At 68.0% G+C, this 17,457-nt stretch carries 12 protein-coding genes; 7 read left to right on the top strand and 5 right to left on the bottom strand.

Annotated elements, in window-relative coordinates; all coding sequences use genetic code 11:
• Positions 1–8: 8 nt before the first annotated feature.
• Both ACFWZ3_RS11590 and ACFWZ3_RS11585 read right to left on the bottom strand, forming a co-directional pair.
• Positions 9–2,060 carry a response regulator gene (locus ACFWZ3_RS11590; protein WP_439707889.1) on the bottom strand — a complete coding sequence of 684 codons (2,052 nt, stop codon included), beginning with the start codon at positions 2,058–2,060 and terminating at the stop codon, positions 9–11.
• A gap of 18 nt (positions 2,061–2,078) precedes the next feature.
• Complete coding sequence (locus tag ACFWZ3_RS11585; protein WP_439707888.1) at positions 2,079–7,430, bottom strand: HAMP domain-containing protein; 5,352 nt, start codon at positions 7,428–7,430, stop codon at positions 2,079–2,081.
• Positions 7,431–7,871: 441 nt separating this feature from the next.
• Here ACFWZ3_RS11585 and ACFWZ3_RS11580 point away from each other — a divergent pair, with 441 nt between their 5' ends.
• Genes ACFWZ3_RS11580 through ACFWZ3_RS11570 form a run of 3 tightly spaced genes read left to right on the top strand, consistent with a single transcriptional unit; the run spans position 7,872 to position 8,728 of the window.
• A complete protein-coding gene (locus ACFWZ3_RS11580) occupies positions 7,872–8,183 on the top strand; it encodes a hypothetical protein (RefSeq protein ID WP_267172816.1) in 312 nt (103 codons plus the stop codon).
• Positions 8,184–8,186: 3 nt separating this feature from the next.
• Positions 8,187–8,465, top strand: a complete 279-nt coding sequence (locus tag ACFWZ3_RS11575) for a DUF5985 family protein (protein ID WP_209614811.1) — start codon at positions 8,187–8,189, stop codon at positions 8,463–8,465.
• Positions 8,462–8,728, top strand: coding sequence for a DUF5985 family protein (locus ACFWZ3_RS11570; RefSeq protein WP_439707887.1), 267 nt, complete (start codon positions 8,462–8,464; stop codon positions 8,726–8,728). The genes ACFWZ3_RS11575 and ACFWZ3_RS11570 overlap by 4 nt, the downstream gene beginning before the upstream one ends.
• Before the next feature lie 65 nt (positions 8,729–8,793).
• Here the strand turns inward: ACFWZ3_RS11570 and ACFWZ3_RS11565 are convergent, their stop codons facing one another.
• The 3 genes from ACFWZ3_RS11565 to ACFWZ3_RS11555 form a co-directional block, all read right to left on the bottom strand.
• Positions 8,794–9,294, bottom strand: a complete 501-nt coding sequence (locus ACFWZ3_RS11565) for a hypothetical protein (RefSeq protein WP_439707886.1) — start codon at positions 9,292–9,294, stop codon at positions 8,794–8,796.
• Positions 9,291–10,472 carry a ribosomal protein uL16 3-hydroxylase gene (locus ACFWZ3_RS11560; protein ID WP_439707885.1) on the bottom strand — a complete coding sequence of 394 codons (1,182 nt, stop codon included), beginning with the start codon at positions 10,470–10,472 and terminating at the stop codon, positions 9,291–9,293. The genes ACFWZ3_RS11565 and ACFWZ3_RS11560 overlap by 4 nt, the downstream gene beginning before the upstream one ends.
• 98 nt (positions 10,473–10,570) lie before the next feature.
• Positions 10,571–11,320 carry a sulfite exporter TauE/SafE family protein gene (locus ACFWZ3_RS11555; protein WP_439707884.1) on the bottom strand — a complete coding sequence of 250 codons (750 nt, stop codon included), beginning with the start codon at positions 11,318–11,320 and terminating at the stop codon, positions 10,571–10,573.
• A gap of 164 nt (positions 11,321–11,484) precedes the next feature.
• On the opposite strand from ACFWZ3_RS11555, the gene ACFWZ3_RS11550 reads away from it, so the two are divergent.
• Genes ACFWZ3_RS11550 through sat form a run of 4 tightly spaced genes read left to right on the top strand, consistent with a single transcriptional unit; the run spans position 11,485 to position 16,964 of the window.
• A complete protein-coding gene (locus ACFWZ3_RS11550) occupies positions 11,485–13,296 on the top strand; it encodes an assimilatory sulfite reductase (NADPH) flavoprotein subunit (RefSeq protein WP_439707883.1) in 1,812 nt (603 codons plus the stop codon).
• A 2-nt stretch (positions 13,297–13,298) separates the two neighbouring features.
• Positions 13,299–14,984 carry an assimilatory sulfite reductase (NADPH) hemoprotein subunit gene (cysI, locus tag ACFWZ3_RS11545; RefSeq protein ID WP_439707882.1) on the top strand — a complete coding sequence of 562 codons (1,686 nt, stop codon included), beginning with the start codon at positions 13,299–13,301 and terminating at the stop codon, positions 14,982–14,984.
• Positions 14,981–15,703: a phosphoadenylyl-sulfate reductase gene (locus ACFWZ3_RS11540; RefSeq protein ID WP_439707881.1), complete on the top strand. Its 723-nt coding sequence runs from the start codon at positions 14,981–14,983 to the stop codon at positions 15,701–15,703. Before cysI ends, ACFWZ3_RS11540 begins: the two co-directional genes overlap by 4 nt.
• Before the next feature lie 43 nt (positions 15,704–15,746).
• Entirely contained in the window at positions 15,747–16,964 is a 1,218-nt protein-coding gene (gene sat / locus ACFWZ3_RS11535) for a sulfate adenylyltransferase (protein WP_439707880.1), read from the top strand.
• Positions 16,965–17,457 lie beyond the last annotated feature (493 nt).

Below are 17,457 nucleotides of genomic sequence, written 5' to 3'. Positions count from 1 at the left end.
GCGGCGAGCTACGCGTTGGCGTGTGCGGCAGCGGCGATGGCGTCCTGCAACTGGGTCGGGGTGAAGGGCTTGGACACCACGATCACCCCCTCGGGCGCGCCCGAGATCGCCGCCTTGTCCGCGTAGCCGCTGATGATGATGCCCGGCAGCCCCGGCTTGACCGCGCGCAGCTTGCGGATCACCTCCGAGCCGGACACCAGCGGCATGGCGTAGTCGCTGATGATGAAGTCGATCGCCTGCAGGTGGTCGGCCTGGATCAACTGGCTCACGTGTTCGCCGTCGGCGGCGGTGGTGACGTGGTGCCCCAGGTCCTCCAGCATCGCGGCGGTGGTCGCGCGCACGCCCTCGTGGTCGTCGACCAGCAGGATGTGGCGGGTACGGCTGGCGGCGGACGCCCCATCGATCGCGATGGCCGGCGGCCGGCGCGCCGCCTCCGGTGCGCGCGGCAGCCAAAGCTCGACCGTGGTGCCCTGGTCCAGGTGGCTTTCGATACGCATGGTGCCGCCCGACTGCTGGGCGAAGCCGTAGACCATGGACAGGCCCAGGCCCGTGCCCTTGCCGACGGCCTTGGTGGTGAAGAACGGTTCGGTGACGCGCTCGAGCATGTCCGGCGCGATGCCGCAACCGGTATCGGAAACCGCAAGCACCACGTAGTCGCCCGCAGCCGCATCCTCGCCGTCGACGACGCTGACGTTGCGGCAAGCGACGCAGATCTTGCCACCCTCGGGCATGGCGTCGCGCGCGTTGATCGCCAGGTTCATCAGGGCCAGTTCGAGCTGGGTTTCATCCGCATAGGGCGACCACAGGCCGTCCTGCAGCTCCCATTCCAGTGCGACCAGCCCGCCCAGCGTGTGTCCCAGCAACTGGGTGACGGCGCCAGACAGGTCGACCATGTCGATGTGCGCCGGCTCGAGCTTCTGCTTGCGCGCAAAGGCGAGCAGCCGGGAGACCAGTTCGGCGCCCTGCTGGGCTGCGTGGCGGGTCATGTCCAGCACCTTGCGCTGGTCGTCGGCCAGCGTGACCCGCCGCTCGATCAGGCTCAGGCCGCCGAGCACGGCGGCCAGCAGGTTGTTGAAATCGTGCGCGATGCCGCCGGTCAGCTGGCCCAGCGCGTCCATCTTGCGCACGTGCAGCAGCTGGGTTTCGAGGTTCTTGCGGTCGGTGACGTCGAGCAGGGTGCCCGCGTATTCCAGTGGGCGCCCCTCGGCGTCGCGCAGCAGCACCGCCTGGTCGAGGAAGTGCTTGTAGGCGCCGTCGGCACACTGCCAACGGTACTCGACCGCATAGGCGCGGCCCTGGCGGCGCGCGCGCAGGGCGTCGACGACGCGGTCGTGGTCCTCCGGGTGCAACCGGTCCAGCCACAGCGTGGGCGTGGCGACCACGTCGTCGTAGGTGAAACCGGTGACTGCGGTGAAATTGCCGCTGACAAACTTGGGCATGCGCGGCGTGGCGTCCTGGTCTTCCAGGTAAAGCACCAGCGGCAGCGAGTGGATGATCGCCGCCTGGCGCTGCTCGGCCAGGCGCAGCTCCTGCTCGGCGCGCAGGCGCTCGGCGTTCGCGCGCAGGTTGGCATCCAGCAGCTGTTGTTCCTGTTTCGCCTTGCGGCGCACCTCGCGAGTCATCATGTACAGGTCGACGAACACCGCCGCCTTGGAGCGCAGTACCACCGGTTCGACCGGCTTGAACACGTAGTCGACCGCGCCCATCGCGTAGCCGCGGATCAGGTGTTCGGTTTCCTTGTTGACCGCCGAGAGGAAGATGATCGGGATGCGCTTGGTCTGCTCGCGCGCCCGGATGATCTGCGCGGTCTCGTAGCCGTCCATGCCGGGCATGTAGACGTCCAGCAGGATCACCGCGAACTCGCCCTTGAGCAGTTGCCTGAGCGCATCCTCGCCGGAACGGGCGAGCACCACGTCGGCGATGTCCTCAAGCACGGTGCGGATGGCCAGCAGGTTGCGCTCGTCGTCGTCGACGATGAGGATGCGCGCCCGCTCGGACGTCTCGGCCGGATGGCTGCGCCGCAGCGGGGACGGGGATTGGCGGGAAACAGGTACGTTCATGGCGTCTTGGGCTCTGCGCTACAGCGCAATGGCAGGCGACCGCTCGCGCGAGCGGGCAAGCCACACGCGGAGCAGCGCCAGCAGCAGTTCGATGTCCACCGGCTTGGCGATGTAATCCGACGCACCCGCGTCCAGGCATTTCTGGCGGTCGCCCTTCATGGCCTTGGCGGTAACCGCGATCAGCGGTACTTCGGCGAGTGCCGGTTGCGCGCGGATCTGCTGCATCGTTTCGTAGCCGTCCATCTCCGGCATCATGATGTCGATCAGGGCGATGTCGATCCCGGGCGTCTGTTCCAGGATCGCGATGCCTTCGCGGCCGCCCTCGGCATGCATCACCTCCACGCCGTGGCTTTCCAGCACGCTGGTCAGCGAATAGATATTGCGGATGTCGTCGTCGACGATGAGGATGCGCGCCCCGCCCAGTTCCGGTACCGGTCCCATGCCGCTGGCGGCCTCCGGCGTGGGGCGCGGTGTGGGTGTCTGGCCGATGTGGGTCGCCAGGCGGTTGAAGATCTCGGCCAGCTGCCCGGAGGCGGCCGGCTTCTCGGTCACGCCGAAGGCACCCAGGCTCAATGCGGCGCCGAGCTTGTCGGCGCCGGAGATCACCTGGATCGGCATGTGCATGGTCTGCGGGTCGTGCTTGAGCAGGTCCAGCAGGACGAATCCATCGATGTCCGACAGGCCCAGGTCCAGCGTGATCGCGTGCGGCTGCAGCTTGCGCGCGAGCGTCAGCGTGCCAGCGCCGGCGGTGGAAACCACGCCCTTGAGGCCGGTCTCGCGGGCGATGTCGAGCAGGATCGAGGCGAAGGTCGGGTCGTCCTCTACGATGAGCACGAAGGGCGAGTCGCCCAGCGCGTCGCGGTCGTCGGTGACTTCCATCGGCGCGGGCAGGGCGCCCGGAACCATCGCGCCGCTGTTGTCGTAGCGGGCGGTGCTGCCGCCCACGGGCAGGGCGGCCGCGGTGACCGCTTCGAGCGGGACGAACAGCGTAAAGGTCGAGCCGACACCCGGCGTCGAGCGCACCTGCAGCTCGCCGCCGATCAGGCGCGCGATCTCGCGGCTGATCGAGAGGCCCAGACCGGTGCCGCCGTACTTGCGGCTGGTGGTGCCATCGGCCTGCTGGAACGCCTCGAAGATGAGCTTCTGCTTGTCCTTCGGGATGCCGATGCCGGTATCGGTAACGGCGATCTCGATGGCGCGCTCGGCGTAGCGCAGCACCGGATGGTTGGTGCTCCAGCCGCCGGACACCGGGCGCACGGCGAGCGTGACGCTGCCTTCGCCGGTGAACTTGAAGGCGTTGGAGAGCAGGTTGAGCACCACCTGCTGCAGGCGCTTCTCGTCGGTACGGATCGAGGCGGGCAGGCCCGGGTCGAACTCGACCTTGAACTCGAGGTTCTTGTCGCTGGCGAGCTGCCGGAAGGTGCGCTCCATATGCTGCTTGAGCCCGCTCATCGGCATGTCGCCGATCTCGATCGACACCGTGCCCGACTCGATCTTGGACAGGTCCAGGATGTCGTTGATCAGGCTCAAGAGGTCCGAGCCGGCCGAGTGGATGGTGCGGGCGAACTCGGTCTGCTTCTCGCTCAGGTTGCCCTGCGGGTTGTCCGCCAGCAGGCGCGAGAGGATCAGCAGCGAGTTGAGCGGCGTGCGCAGCTCGTGGCTCATGTTGGCCAGGAACTCGGACTTGTACTTGGAGGTGAGCGCCAGCTGTTCGGCCTTCTCCTCCACTGCGCGGCGGGCCATGTCGATCTCGAAGTTCTTGGCCTCCACCTGCTTCTTTTCGTTCTCCAGCAGCTGGGCCTTTTCCTGCAGCTCTTCGTTGGTGTTGTGCAGCTCTTCCTGCTTGGTGGTGAGCTCGGTCTGGCGCGCCTGCAGCTCGGTGGTGAGCAACTGCGACTGCTTGAGCAGGCCCTCGGTGCGCATCGTCGCGGCGATCGTGTTGAGCACGATGCCGACCGATTCCATCAGCTGGTCGAGAAAGTTCTGGTGGGTCTCGTTGAAGCGGTTGAACGAGGCCAGCTCGATCACCGCCTTGACGTCGTCCTCGAACAGCGCCGGCAGGATCGCCACGTTGGCCGGCGGCGCGTGGCCCAGTCCCGAGCCGATGCGGATGAAATTCTCGGGGATGTCGGTCATCAGCATCGCCCGCTTGTCGGCGGCGCACTGGCCAACCAGGCCCTCGCGCAGCTTGAAGGTGGGCTTCAACTGGTCGCGGCTCTCGGCGCCGTAGCTGGCGACCAGGTCGAGCACCGTTTCGTTGTCCTCGCGGCGGGCGACGTAGAACACGCCGTACTGGGCGTTCACCAGCGGCGCGAGCTCGGACATGATCAGGTTGGACACCGTCGCCAGGTCGCGCACGCCCTGCAGCATGCGCGAGAAGCGGGCGAGGTTGGTCTTCAGCCAGTCCTGCTCCGCATTCTTCAAGGTCTGGTCCTTGAGGTTGCGGATCATCTCGTTGATGTTGTCTTTCAGCGCGGCCATTTCGCCCGAAGCCGCCACCGCGATCGAGCGCGAGAGGTCGCCCTTGGTCACCGCGGTCGCCACGTCGGCGATCGAGCGCACCTGGTTGGTGAGATTGGCGGCGAGCTGGTTGACGTTGTCGGTGAGGTCGCGCCACAGGCCGGCGGCGCCGGGCACGCGCGCCTGACCACCGAGCTTGCCCTCGATGCCCACCTCGCGCGCCATGTTGGTCACCTGGTCGGCGAAGGTGGCGAGCGTCTCGATCATGCCGTTGATGGTGTCGGCCAGCGCGGCGATCTCGCCCTTGGCGTCCACCGACAGCTTGCGCTTGAGGTTGCCCTGCGCCACCGCGGTCACCACGTCGGCGATGCCTCGCACCTGGTTGGTCAGGTTGGTGGCCATCAGGTTGACGTTGTCGGTGAGGTCCTTCCAGGTGCCGCCGACGCCAGGCACCTGCGCCTGGCCGCCGAGCTTGCCCTCGGTACCCACCTCGCGCGCCACGCGGGTCACTTCCGAAGCGAAGGAGTTGAGCTGGTCGACCATCACGTTGATGGTGTCCTTGAGCGCGAGAATCTCGCCCTTGACGTCCACCGTGATCTTCTTCGACAGGTCGCCGCGCGCCACGGCGGTGGTCACGTCGGCAATGTTTCGCACCTGGCCGGTGAGGTTCTCGGCCATCAGGTTGACGTTGTCGGTGAGGTCCTTCCAGGTGCCGGCCACGCCACGCACCTGCGCCTGTCCGCCGAGCTTGCCCTCGGTACCCACCTCGCGCGCCACGCGGGTCACTTCCGAGGCGAACGAGTTCAACTGGTCCACCATCGTGTTGATGGTGTTCTTGAGCTCCAGGATCTCGCCCTTGACGTCCACCGTGATTTTCTTGGACAGGTCGCCCAGCGCCACGGCGGTGGTCACCTCGGCGATGTTTCGCACCTGGCCGGTCAGGTTGGCCGCCATCGCGTTCACGTTGTCGGTGAGGTCCTTCCAGGTACCGCCCACGCCGGGCACCTGCGCCTGGCCGCCGAGCTTGCCCTCGGTACCGACCTCGCGCGCCACGCGCGTCACTTCCGAGGCGAAGGAGTTGAGCTGGTCCACCATGGTGTTGATGGTGTTCTTCAGCTCCAGGATCTCGCCCTTCACCTCCACCGTGATCTTCTTGGAAAGATCGCCGCGCGCCACGGCGGTGGTCACCTCGGCGATGTTTCGCACCTGGCCGGTCAGGTTGCCGGCCATCAGGTTCACGTTGTCGGTGAGGTCCTTCCAGGTACCGGCCACGCCCGGCACCTGCGCCTGGCCGCCCAGCTTGCCTTCCGAACCCACCTCGCGGGCCACGCGGGTCACTTCCGAGGCGAAGGAGTTGAGCTGATCCACCATCACGTTGATGGTGTCCTTCAGGGTGAGGATCTCGCCCTTGACGTCCACGGTGATCTTCTTGGAAAGGTCACCGCGCGCCACCGCGACTGTCACCTCGGCGATGTTTCGCACCTGGCCGGTGAGGTTGTCGGCCATCAGGTTCACGTTGTCGGTGAGGTCGGCCCAGGTGCCGGCGACGCCGGGCACGGTGGCCTGACCACCGAGCTTGCCTTCGGTGCCCACTTCGCGCGCCACGCGCGTCACTTCCGAAGCGAATGCGTTGAGCTGGTCTACCATCACGTTGATGGTGTTCTTGAGCTCCAGGATCTCGCCCTTGACCTCCACCGTGATCTTCTTGGAAAGATCGCCGCGCGCCACGGCCGTGGTCACTTCGGCGATGTTTCGCACCTGGCCGGTCAGGTTGTCACCCATCAGGTTCACGTTGTCGGTGAGGTCCTTCCAGGTGCCGGCGACGCCCGGCACCTGCGCCTGGCCGCCGAGCTTGCCCTCGGTACCCACTTCGCGTGCCACGCGGGTCACCTCGGAGGCGAACGAGTTCAACTGGTCCACCATCACGTTGATGGTGTTCTTGAGCTCGAGGATCTCGCCCTTGACCTCCACCGTGATCTTCTTCGAAAGGTCGCCCGAGGCCACGGCGGTGGTCACCTCGGCGATGTTCCGCACCTGGCCGGTGAGGTTGTCAGCCATCAGGTTCACGTTGTCGGTGAGGTCCTTCCAGGTGCCGGCGACGCCAGGCACCTGCGCCTGGCCGCCCAGCTTGCCCTCGGTACCCACTTCGCGCGCCACGCGCGTCACTTCCGAAGCGAAGGAGTTGAGCTGGTCCACCATCGTATTGATGGTGTTCTTGAGCTCCAGGATCTCGCCCTTCACCTCCACCGTAATCTTCTTGGAGAGGTCGCCGGAAGCCACCGCCGTGGTCACCTCGGCGATGTTTCGCACCTGGCCGGTCAGGTTGGTGGCCATCGCGTTGACGTTGTCGGTCAGGTCTTTCCAGGTGCCGGCCACGCCCTTCACGGTCGCCTGGCCGCCGAGCTTGCCTTCGGTACCCACTTCGCGCGCCACGCGGGTCACCTCGGAGGCGAACGAGGCGAGCTGCGCCACCATCGTGTTCACCACCTTGCCGATGCGCAGGAATTCGCCGCGCAGCGGGCGGCCGTCGATCTCGACGGTCATCGTCTGGGAGAGGTCGCCCTTGGCCACCGCGCCGATCACGCGCGCCACCTCGGCGGTGGGCTGCACCATGTCCTCGATCAGGTCATTGACCGAGCGGATCGCGCTTTCCCAACCGCCGGTAGCGGCCTTGACCCGGCCGCGCTGGTTGATGCGGCCTTCCTTGCCGACCACGATCGACAGGCGCTCCAGTTCATCGGTGAGCTGCCGGTTGAAGCCGACCACTTCATTGAACAGGCGAGCGACCTCGGGGTCGGCCCCGGGCCCGCTTTCGGGCAGGCGTACGCTGAAGTCACCGCTGCGCAGGCTGCGCAGGGCGGCGATGAGCTGGGCGCGGTCCAGCGATTCCTGGCGAATTTCGGCGCTCACATGAGTCTCCTGTGGTGACAGCTCGTCCTGTCCAGGGTCGAGTCATGGATACGTGGCTGCCATCCGGCCATCGAGGGGCAAGCCGTTGAGAGTGCGCTTCCCACACTGAACCCATGCTTCAACCGGTCGACACAACGGGCAGGCGCAACCGACGCGGGGCGTGCTCATGACACGGCCCGCGCCGCGGAATTCCGGCTGATGCCTCCCGCCGGCGCCCCTCCCGGCGCCGCCGCACCATAGCATGGTGCCGGGTTGGCTTCGCGAGGAAGAGTCCATAGAATGCGGGCGGCTATCTACAGCAGGTCGCTCCGGTTCGGGATCGGCTTTTGGGGGTTTAGAGGGGGCCCACGTGATCCGCCAGACAAGGGGGCGAACTTCGGAATGCCATTGGAGAAGGATGTAGCCGGTTTCCTGCGGTCGACATTCCGGTCCATCTGGTCGATGGAACTGCTGTTCCTGCTGCTGCGCGATCCCGCGCGCTGCTGGTCCTCCCCGGAACTGGTCGATGCGCTGCGAGCCAGCGAACTGGTCGTGAGCCAGGCAGTGGAATCGCTCCACGCCGCGGGCCTGATCGTGCGCGAGAGCGACGATCTGGTTCGTTACGGCCCAGCCTCCGAAGACCTCCACGAGCTCGTCGAAGCCTCCCAGGCCCTTTACGTGCGTTCGCCCGACGCCGTGCTGCGGCTGATCATGCGGTCACGATCCGACAACCTTGTCGCCTTCGCCGACGCCTTCCGATTCCGTAAGGACTAGCGCGTGTCCCAATACTTCGCACCGGCGGTTTACCTGTTGTGCTTCCTGGCCAGCACGGTCTGTGCGTTGATGCTCGGCCGAAGTTTCCACCGGACCCGCGCGGGGCTGCTGTTCTGGAGCGCGCTGTGTTTCCTGTTGCTGGCGTTGCAGAACCTGTTGCTGGTGCTGGACCTGATCGTCTTTCCGGGCTCCGTCGACCTGGCAGTGCCGCGCTCCTTGTTGTCGCTGGCGGCGGTTGCGACATTGCTGTTCGGCTTCATCTGGAACGGAGAAGGGGAATGACGCTTCTGATCTATTTCCTTTCCGGGGCGGTCACGTTCGGTTTCGCCATCGTCGGCCTGTTTTTCCTGCGGTTCTGGCGGCGCACCGGCGACAAGCTGTTCCTCGCATTCTCGCTGGCGTTCGGATTGCTCGGCGTGGCGCAGGTCCTGATCGCGGTGACCAACGTCTACGTCGAGAATCGCAGCTTCGCCTACCTGATCCGCCTGGCGGCTTTCGCGATCATTATCGTGGCGATCGGGCGCAAGAACCGGAAGGTCCTGTAGGGCGGGCTTCAGCCCACGGCTTTTCTCGGGCACGACAGGATGGGCCCAAACCCACCCCCGCCCGGCTACAGATCCAGCGGCTGCAGCATGCGGGCCCGCTCGGCACGCTCCCACATCTCGTCGAACTGCTGGCGCAACGGCACATAGCCGGGGCGGTCGATTCGTGCCGCACGGCCCTGCGAACGTTCGGCGTCGGGCTGGAACAGGTAGCCGCCGCCGTCGGTGAGCAGGCAGGCGGAAGGGTTGCCCAGGTCAAGCTCGTCGACCGGCATGCGCACCTGGATCACGCTGGGCAACCGTTGCATCAGCAGGATCAACCGGTGGCCATCGCGCAACGCCATGCCCGGATCGCCGAGCAACAGGCGGATCTGCGCGCCACGGCCGGAGGTGGCGATGCGGCGAAGCTCGGCCATGTCTTCCTGGCTGGCGTAGAGCGAGTCATCCAGTCGCGGTACCCGGATGTCCACCTGGCGACGTGCCGACGCCAGCAGTGCGAGCCGCGCGGACGCGAGTTCGGCCGCGTCGCCGGCGGGCAGTGCCTCGATCGCGGCGGGATCGTCCGTCACCGGCGGCCCTTGTGGGGAACGAGGTGGCCGTCGTTTACCAGCGCCAGCAACACGGCAAGGGCGTCGTCGCCGGGCATGTCCTCGAAGGAAAGCGACCGCTCGGCGCACAGGCGCCGGGCCAGTTCGGCGGGGGCGGCATACGCCTGGCCGTTGGCGAACAGCACGGCCGCGCGCCGGCTGCGGCTCCAGGCCAGCCGGGACCAGGGGTGGCGCAGCAGTGCCGCGCCGCCCTCGAGGCGCTTGCGCAACGCGGCCAGGGTCGTCGACTTGGCCGGCAGCGCGGGCGTTTGCGCGTTGCGGTAGCGAGTGATGAAGCGGCCGAACCAGTCGCGCAGGCTTTCTTCGTCCAGCGCACCGGCGAAGGGCAGGGTGCTGCGCAAGCGCTCGAGGGCGGCGGTGTCGATCTCGCCGGCGGAACGCGCGGGCGCGAGGTCGGCGTCGGTATAGCGTTGTGAATCGTCCAACCGCTCGGCGAGATAGTCGGCCAGGTCGCCGGTGAGTTCCGCCTGCGACGGCGCGCGCATGCCGATCGAGAAGGTCATGCATGGGCCGCCGAAGGCGACGCCATCGTGCGGCACGCCCGGCGGCAGGTAGAGCATGTCGCCCGGTTCGAGCAGCCATTCGTGGGTGGGCTCGAAATGCACCAGTTGCTTGAGTTCGATGTCGGGGCGGAAGTCCTTCGGAGCGCCGGGGTCGGTGCTGATCGCCCAATGGCGCTGCCCCAGGCCCTGGACCAGGAACACGTCGTACTGGTCCACGTGCGCGCCGACGCCACCACCCGGCTCGGCGTAGGAGACCATCACGTCGTCGATGCGCCAGCTCGGCAGGAAGCGGAAATGCTCCAGCAGCTGCGCCACGTCGGCATCCCACTTGTCCACGTCCTGGACCAGCAGGGTCCAGTTGCCGTCGGGGGTGCGGGAGAAGTCGGCCTCGTCCAGCGGGCCGGTCTTCACCGACCAGCGCTCGCGCGCCTCATCGTGGATGATCAACCGCGACAGGGCGCCTTCTTCGCAGGCCAGGCCGCCCAGGTCATCCGGCTGCAGCGGCGGCTGGAAGTCGGGGAAGGCGTTGCGGATAAGCAGCGGGCGCTTCTGCCAGTAGTCGCGCAGGAATTGCGCGGGCGACATGCCCAGTGGCTGCTTCGTCGAGCCGCGGACTTCGATGGGATGATCGTTCATCGCGACATTGTAAGAGCGCGAAGGTCCAGTAGGAGCGCACCGTGCGCGACCGGGTGCATGGCGGCCGCGCACAGGGCTCGCTCCTGCAAGGTGCCGGCCTAGCCGAAGGCCTTGACCACGTTATTGACGCCCAGGCCCAACACCGCGATCGCCGCCAGCACCGTAGCCACTCGTGCCGGCATGCGCCGCGCGAAGATCGCGCCCACCGGCGCGGCCACGACGCCGCCGGCGATCAGGCCCAACACGGCCGTACCATGGCTGAGGCCGATCATCAGCAGGAAGCTCACGCTGGCGGCGATGCTCACCACGCACTTGGCCAGATGCACCGTGCCGATCACCATCCGCGGCGTGGCGCCGCGCGCGACCAGCGTGGTGACGGTAAGCGCGCTCCAGCCGCCGCCGGCGATCGCGTCGGCAAAGCCCGCGCCCAGGCCGAGTACGGGAGTGCCGCGGGGCACATCCGGGCCAGGCGGCCGGCCCAGCGCGCCGCGCATCAGCAGAAACACGCCCATGCCGAGCAGGTAGGGCGTCAACGCCAGCCGCATCCAGTCGGCCGGCACGTGCACCACCACCGCGGCGCCGATGACCGCGCCGATCACGCCCGGGATCGCCAGCACCCAGAACAATCGCCAGCGCACGTTGCCGGCGAGCCAGTGGCTCAGGCCCGAGGCGCCGCAGGTGAAAGCCTCGGCCTGGTGCACGCTCGCGGTCGCGGTGACCGGCGGCACGCCCAGACCCAGCAGCATCGCCGCAGAGGCCACGCCATAGGCCATGCCCAGCGCGCCGTCGACCAGCTGGGCCAGTGCGCCGACGGCGGCGAAAGTGAGGAATTCGGCGGGAATCGTCATCGATACGCCCGGGCGAAGGGGTGGCGAGAGTATCGAAGGCGCCGCCCATGCGCGGAAATAAGGGGCTGGTATATCCACATGCCGAGCTGTCCTTTCCCTGGCGCGACCACCGCGCCCTAGATTGTCCGGGCCCCACATTTGGACGTCCAAAAGGACAAGACAACGTGAACGCCCTGGTTGCTCCGGAGCACTTGCCCGCCATTCTTACCCCGGAAAAGACGGCCTTGCTCGCCCGGTTGGCCGAAGGCCTGGCGCCGGAAGAGCTCTACTGGGTAGCCGCCTGGAGCGCCTCCCGGGCGGGTCAGGCTCAGCGTGGCGCCAGCCCGGCCGATGCGCACGCCGGTACCGCGACGGCGCCGCGGTTGACGATTCTCTACGGCAGCCAGACCGGCAACGCCAAGCGCCTGGCCGAACAACTGGCGGCGCGCAGCGAATCGGCCGGCATGCCGGTGCGGCTGCTGCGCGCGGATGCCTACCCGCAGCGCGATCTGGCGAAGGAATCCCACCTGCTGATCGTGATCAGCACCCAGGGCGAGGGCGAGCCGCCGGACGACGCCCGCGGCTTCGTCGAGTTCCTTGCCGGCAAGCGCGCCCCCCGGTTGCCGGGCCTGCACTACGCCGTGCTGGGCCTGGGCGATTCGAGCTATCCCCAGTTCTGCGCGATCGGGCGCCAGCTCGACGCACGCCTGGCCGAACTCGGCGCCGACCGGTTGGCGCCACTGGGCGAGGCGGACGTCGACATCGACCAGGTTGCCGTGCCGTGGTCGTCCAAGGCGCTGGAACAGGCCCGCGAGGCGCTGGGCACGCCTGCGTCCGCCGCGCGAAGTGCCACCGTACATGCGTTGCCCACGCGCAACACGCATTCGCGCGAGCAGCCCTTTGCCGCCACCGTGCTGGCCAACCAGCGCATCGTGTCGCGCGACAGCGAACGCGCTGTACACCACCTGGAGCTCTCGCTGGAAGGCTCCGGCCTGCGCTACGCGCCCGGCGACGCGATCGGCATCTGGCCGACCAACCCGCCCGCGCTGGTCGAACAGTGGCTGCAGGCCTTGCGCCTCGACGACGCGCAGGAGGTCACCCACGGGGGCCGCACGCTGCCACTCGCGCAATGGCTGGGCCGCGAGCGCGAAATGACCCGGCTCACCCGCACCTTCGTTGCCGCGCACGCGGCCGCCAGTGGACATGCCGACCTGATGCGCGTGCTGCGCAAGGAGAACGCGGCGTCCTTCGCCGAGCTTCTGGCCAGCCACCAGCCGATCGACCTGCTGCGCCGCTACCGCGCGGCATGGCGCGCGGAAGATCTCGTCGCCGCCCTGCGTCCGCTCACGCCGCGCCTGTATTCGATCGCATCAAGCGCGCGGGCAGTGGGCGAGGAAGAAGTGCACCTCACGGTTGCGCGGGTCGAGTACGACGCCTACGGCGCACCGCATTGGGGCGCGGCATCGGCCTTTCTCTCGTCGGCGCAAGAGGACGCCACCGTGCCCGTGTTCATCGAGGCCAACGACCGCTTCCGGCTGCCCGCGGACGACAGCCGCGACATCATCATGATCGGCCCGGGTACCGGCGTGGCGCCGTTCCGCGCGTTCGTGCAGGACCGCCGCGAAACCGGTGCGCGCGGCCGCAACTGGCTGGTCTTCGGCAACCGTCATTTCACCCGCGACTTCCTCTATCAGGTCGAATGGCAGGAGGCGCTGAAGGCCGGCGCGCTGCACCGCCTCGACCTGGCGTTCTCACGCGATGGCGCTGAAAAGACCTACGTGCAGGACCGCCTGCGCGAGCAGGGCAGGGAGCTTTACGCCTGGCTCGAAGGCGGCGCCCACCTGTACGTGTGCGGCGATGCAAACCACATGGCGAAGGACGTGCACGCGACTCTCATCGACATCGCCGTCGCGCATGGCGGCCATTCCCCCGACGCGGCCCGCGAGTGGCTCGCCGACCTCCTCACCCAGGGGCGCTACGCCCGCGACGTGTACTGACCATGCCAGCGCTCTCCGAACTCGAACACCTCAAGGACAACAGCCGCCAGTTGCGCGGCTCCATCGCCGACGGCCTGGCCGATCCGGTCACCGGTGCGATCGCCGAGGCCGACACCAAGCTGCTCAAGTTCCACGGCAGCTACCAGCAGGACGACCGCGACCTGCGCGACGAGCGCCGCCGCCAGAAACTGGAGCCGCTCTACAGCTTCATGCTGCGCGCACGCCTGCCCGGCGGCGTGGTCACGCCGGCGCAATGGCTGGTATTCGACCGGCTCGCCCGCGACTGCGCGAGCAGCGGCCTGCGCATCACCACGCGCCAGACCTTCCAGTGGCACGGCATCCTCAAGCACGACCTCAAACCCACCATCGCGGCGATCAACCACGCCATGGCGAGCACGATCGCGGCTTGCGGCGACGTACTGCGCAACGTGGTGAGCACGCCGCTGCCGGTGCAATCCGCGGCACATGCCGAGGCCTATGCGTGGGCCGCTAAACTTTCCGAAGAACTGGCGCCGAAAACCACCGCCTACCACGAGCTCTGGCTCGACGGGGAAAAGCTGGTTGGCGAACCGGAGCCCGAGCCGCTCTACGGCCGCACCTACCTGCCGCGCAAGTTCAAGATCGGCCTGGCGATCCCGCCGCTCAACGACATCGACGTGTTCGCGCAGGACCTCGGTCTGATTGCGATCGCCGAGGACGGCCGGCTTGCCGGCTTCAACCTGGCGGTCGGCGGCGGCATGGGCGCCACCCATGGCGATCCGACGACCTACCCGCGGCTGGCCGAGGTGATCGGGTTCGTCACGCCGGAGCAGTTGCGCGATGCCGCCGAGCAGATCATCGCCATCCAGCGCGACTGGGGCGATCGTGGCGAGCGCAGGCATGCCCGACTCAAGTACACGCTGGATCGCCGCGGCACCGACGCGTTCAAGACGGAACTCGAGCAGCGCCTGGGCTTCGCCCTGCAGCCCGCGCGCCCGTACCGCTTCGAGCACAACGGCGATCGCTACGGCTGGCAGCAGGGCCAGGACGGGCGCTGGCACCTGACGTTGCACATCGAATCGGGTCGGCTGGTCGATCGTGATGAACACCGCCTGCTCACTGGCATGCGCGAGTTGGCGAACGTACACACCGGCGATTTCCGCCTGACCTGTAACCAGAACGTGATCGTCGCCAACGTCGACGCGACCGACCGCGAGCGCATCGACGCGATCGTCGCCGCGCATGGCCTGGACGACTACCGCCAGCAGAGCGCGATCCGCCGCCACGCCATCGCCTGCGTGGCGCTGCCGACCTGCGGCCTGGCGATGGCCGAAAGCGAGCGTTACCTGCCCACGATCCTCGACAAGCTGGAAGCGCAACTGGGCCGCCACGGCCTGCTCGATGCGCCGATCCTGCTGCGCCTGTCCGGCTGCCCGAACGGCTGCTCGCGGCCGTACCTCGGCGAAATCGCGCTGGTCGGTCGCGCGCCCGGCCGCTACGACCTGCGCCTGGGCGCGGATTTCGCGGGCCAGCGGTTGAATCGTCCCTATCGCGAGAACGTCGACGAGGCGGCGATCCTCGACGCGCTCGATGCGTTGTTCGCGCGCTATGCGGCCGAGCGGGTGCAGGACGAGGGTTTCGGTGATTTCCTGCTGCGCAGCGGCGTGCTGGCACCCCCGCGTCGCATTCCCGCCGAGGTGGTCGCATGAGTGCGGCGTTGCTGCGGGAGGCCATCGGCGAACCGCAGGCGCTGGCCGACATCAACGCCCACCTGGCAGGGCTCGATGCCGAGGCACGCGTCGCCTGGGCGCTGGAACACGTACCGGGCGAGCACGTGCTTTCGTCCAGTTTCGGCGCGCAGGCCGCCGTGTCGCTGCACCTGGTCACGCGCCAGCGGCCTTGGCTCCCGGTGGTGCTGATCGACACGGGCTACCTGTTTCCCGAAACCTACCGCTTCGTCGACGAGCTCACCGACCGCCTCAGGCTCAACCTCAAGGTCTACCGGGCCGCGATCAGCCCGGGCTGGATGGAAGCCCGCCATGGCCGCCTGTGGGAGCAGGGCGTCGCGGGCATCGACCGCTACAACCAGATGCGCAAGGTCGAGCCCATGCAACGCGCGCTGGCCGAACTGGGCGCCGCCGGCTGGTTCGCGGGGCTGCGTCGCAGCCAGGCCAGCACCCGCGCCGGCGTGGAGTTCGCCGAACACCGCAACGGCCGCTGGAAATTCCACCCGCTGGCCGACTGGACCGATCGCGACGTCGGCCTTTACCTCAAGCGTCACGGCCTGCCGTATCACCCGCTGTGGGAGCAGGGCTACACCTCGATCGGCGACGTGCATACCAGCCACCGCTGGGAGCCAGGCATGGATCCGCAGGACACCCGCTTCTTCGGTCTCACGCGTGAATGCGGCCTGCACAACATCCTCTGAGCCTTGGACTAGCCTAGTCGCCCAGCGACTGGAGGAGGGCCACATGAACGTGACTGCGCTCGCTGCCGACACGGCTGCCACCGACCGCTTGATCGCCCCGCACGGCGGCGTACTCAAGGACCTTTACCTGCCCCCGGCGGAGGCCGAGGCGCTTGGCGCACGCGTCGACGACCTGCCATCGCTGCAGCTCAACACGCGCCAGCTGTGCGACCTGGAGCTGCTGCTCTCGGGCGCGTTTTCGCCGCTGGAGGGTTTCCTTGGCCGCAGCGACTACAACGGTGTGGTCGAGAACATGCGCCTTTCCGACGGCACGCTGTGGCCGATGCCGATCACGCTGGACGTGGACGAGGCGTTCTCGGCCCACCTCTCGCAGGGCAGCGAAGTGGTGCTGCGTGATGGCGAGGGCGTGGCGCTGGCGGTGCTCGACGTGGAAGACATCTACTGGCCCGACCGCCTGCACGAAGCGCTGCGCGTGTTCGGCACCAGCGACCGCACGCATCCGGGCGTGGCCGAACTGCTCGACCGCACCGGCCCGGTCTACCTGGGCGGTCGCGTGCGGGGCCTGCAACGGCCCGCGCACCCGGACTTCGCCGAGCTGCGCGACACACCGCGCGAACTGCGGGCGTGGTTCGAAGCCAACGGCTGGCGCCGTATCGTCGCCTTCCAGACGCGCAACCCGATGCACCGCGCACACCGCGAACTGACCCTGCGCGCGGCCGAGCAGGTGGGTGCGAGACTGCTGATCCAGCCCTCGGTCGGGCGCACCAAGCCTGACGATGTCGACTACTCCACCCGGGTGCGCTGCTACCGCGCATTGCTCTCGCACTATCCGGAGGGGCAGGCGAAGTTGTCGCTGCTGCCACTGGCCATGCGCATGGGCGGTCCGCGCGAGGCGATGTGGCACGCGCTCATCCGCAAAAATTACGGCGCCAGTCACTTCATCGTCGGGCGCGACCACGCGGGGCCAGGCAAGGACGCCAGCGGCAAGCCGTTCTATGGCCCGTACGATGCCCAGCAACTGCTGGAGCAGCACCAGGAAGAACTTGGCATCCGGATCGTGCCGTTTCCGGCCATGGTGTACGCGGTCAACCGCGACACCTATATCCCGGCGACCGAGGTCGAGCCGAGCGACGAGGTGCGCGACATCTCCGGAACCGAACTGCGCCGGCGCCTGCGCGAAGGCAGCGAGATCCCCGACTGGTTCTCGTTCCCCGACGTGGTGAAGATCCTGCGCGAGCGGCATCCGTCCAACGTGCCGTAGACAGGCACCTCTCCCTGGAAAGGAGAGGGGCAGGAGCTTGTCCCGCCTCGCGCCGTAAACCGGGCTCCCTCTCCCCGGAGGGGAGAGGGAGCAGGAGGTTGTCCTGCGGGGCGGCGGCTCAGGCGGTATGCGGAACTGCGGCTTGCGCGTGCGGCATCCGCCGCGCCGTAAACCGGGCTCACTCTCCCCTCCGGGGAGAGGGCTGGGGTGGGGGGCCGGGGCTCGCGGGAAGCCATCCGCGTGCAGTCCCTGATCGTCCGAGAGCAAAAAGCCCCAGCCCCGCGTCGTTCCACATCTTCGCGAGCCCCGCCCCTCACCCCAACCCTCTCCCCGGAGGGGAGAGGGAGCAGGAGGTTGTCTGCGGGGCGGCGGCTCAGGCGGTATGCGGAACTGCGGCTTGCGCGTGCGGCATCCGCCGCGCCGTAAACCGGGCTCACACTCCCCTCCGGGGAGAGGGCTGGGGTGGGGGGCCGGGGCTCGCGGGAAGCCATCC

It is taken from the genome of Frateuria sp. GZRR35 (genome assembly GCF_051900415.1).
Classification (GTDB): Bacteria; Pseudomonadota; Gammaproteobacteria; order Xanthomonadales; family Rhodanobacteraceae; genus Frateuria_A.
Note: the sequence above shows the minus strand (reverse complement) of the source record. Positions and strands in the feature narration are given on the sequence as shown.

Coding starts and splice junctions, on each gene's coding strand:
- sat (WP_439707880.1), top strand. CDS start 15,747: ATGAACGTGACTGCGCTCGCTGCCGACACGGCTGCCACCGACCGCTTG.
- cysI (WP_439707882.1), top strand. CDS start 13,299: ATGCCAGCGCTCTCCGAACTCGAACACCTCAAGGACAACAGCCGCCAG.
- ACFWZ3_RS11540 (WP_439707881.1), top strand. CDS start 14,981: ATGAGTGCGGCGTTGCTGCGGGAGGCCATCGGCGAACCGCAGGCGCTG.
- ACFWZ3_RS11570 (WP_439707887.1), top strand. CDS start 8,462: ATGACGCTTCTGATCTATTTCCTTTCCGGGGCGGTCACGTTCGGTTTC.
- ACFWZ3_RS11555 (WP_439707884.1), bottom strand. CDS start 11,320: ATGACGATTCCCGCCGAATTCCTCACTTTCGCCGCCGTCGGCGCACTG.
- ACFWZ3_RS11580 (WP_267172816.1), top strand. CDS start 7,872: ATGGAACTGCTGTTCCTGCTGCTGCGCGATCCCGCGCGCTGCTGGTCC.
- ACFWZ3_RS11590 (WP_439707889.1), bottom strand. CDS start 2,060: ATGAACGTACCTGTTTCCCGCCAATCCCCGTCCCCGCTGCGGCGCAGC.
- ACFWZ3_RS11560 (WP_439707885.1), bottom strand. CDS start 10,472: ATGAACGATCATCCCATCGAAGTCCGCGGCTCGACGAAGCAGCCACTG.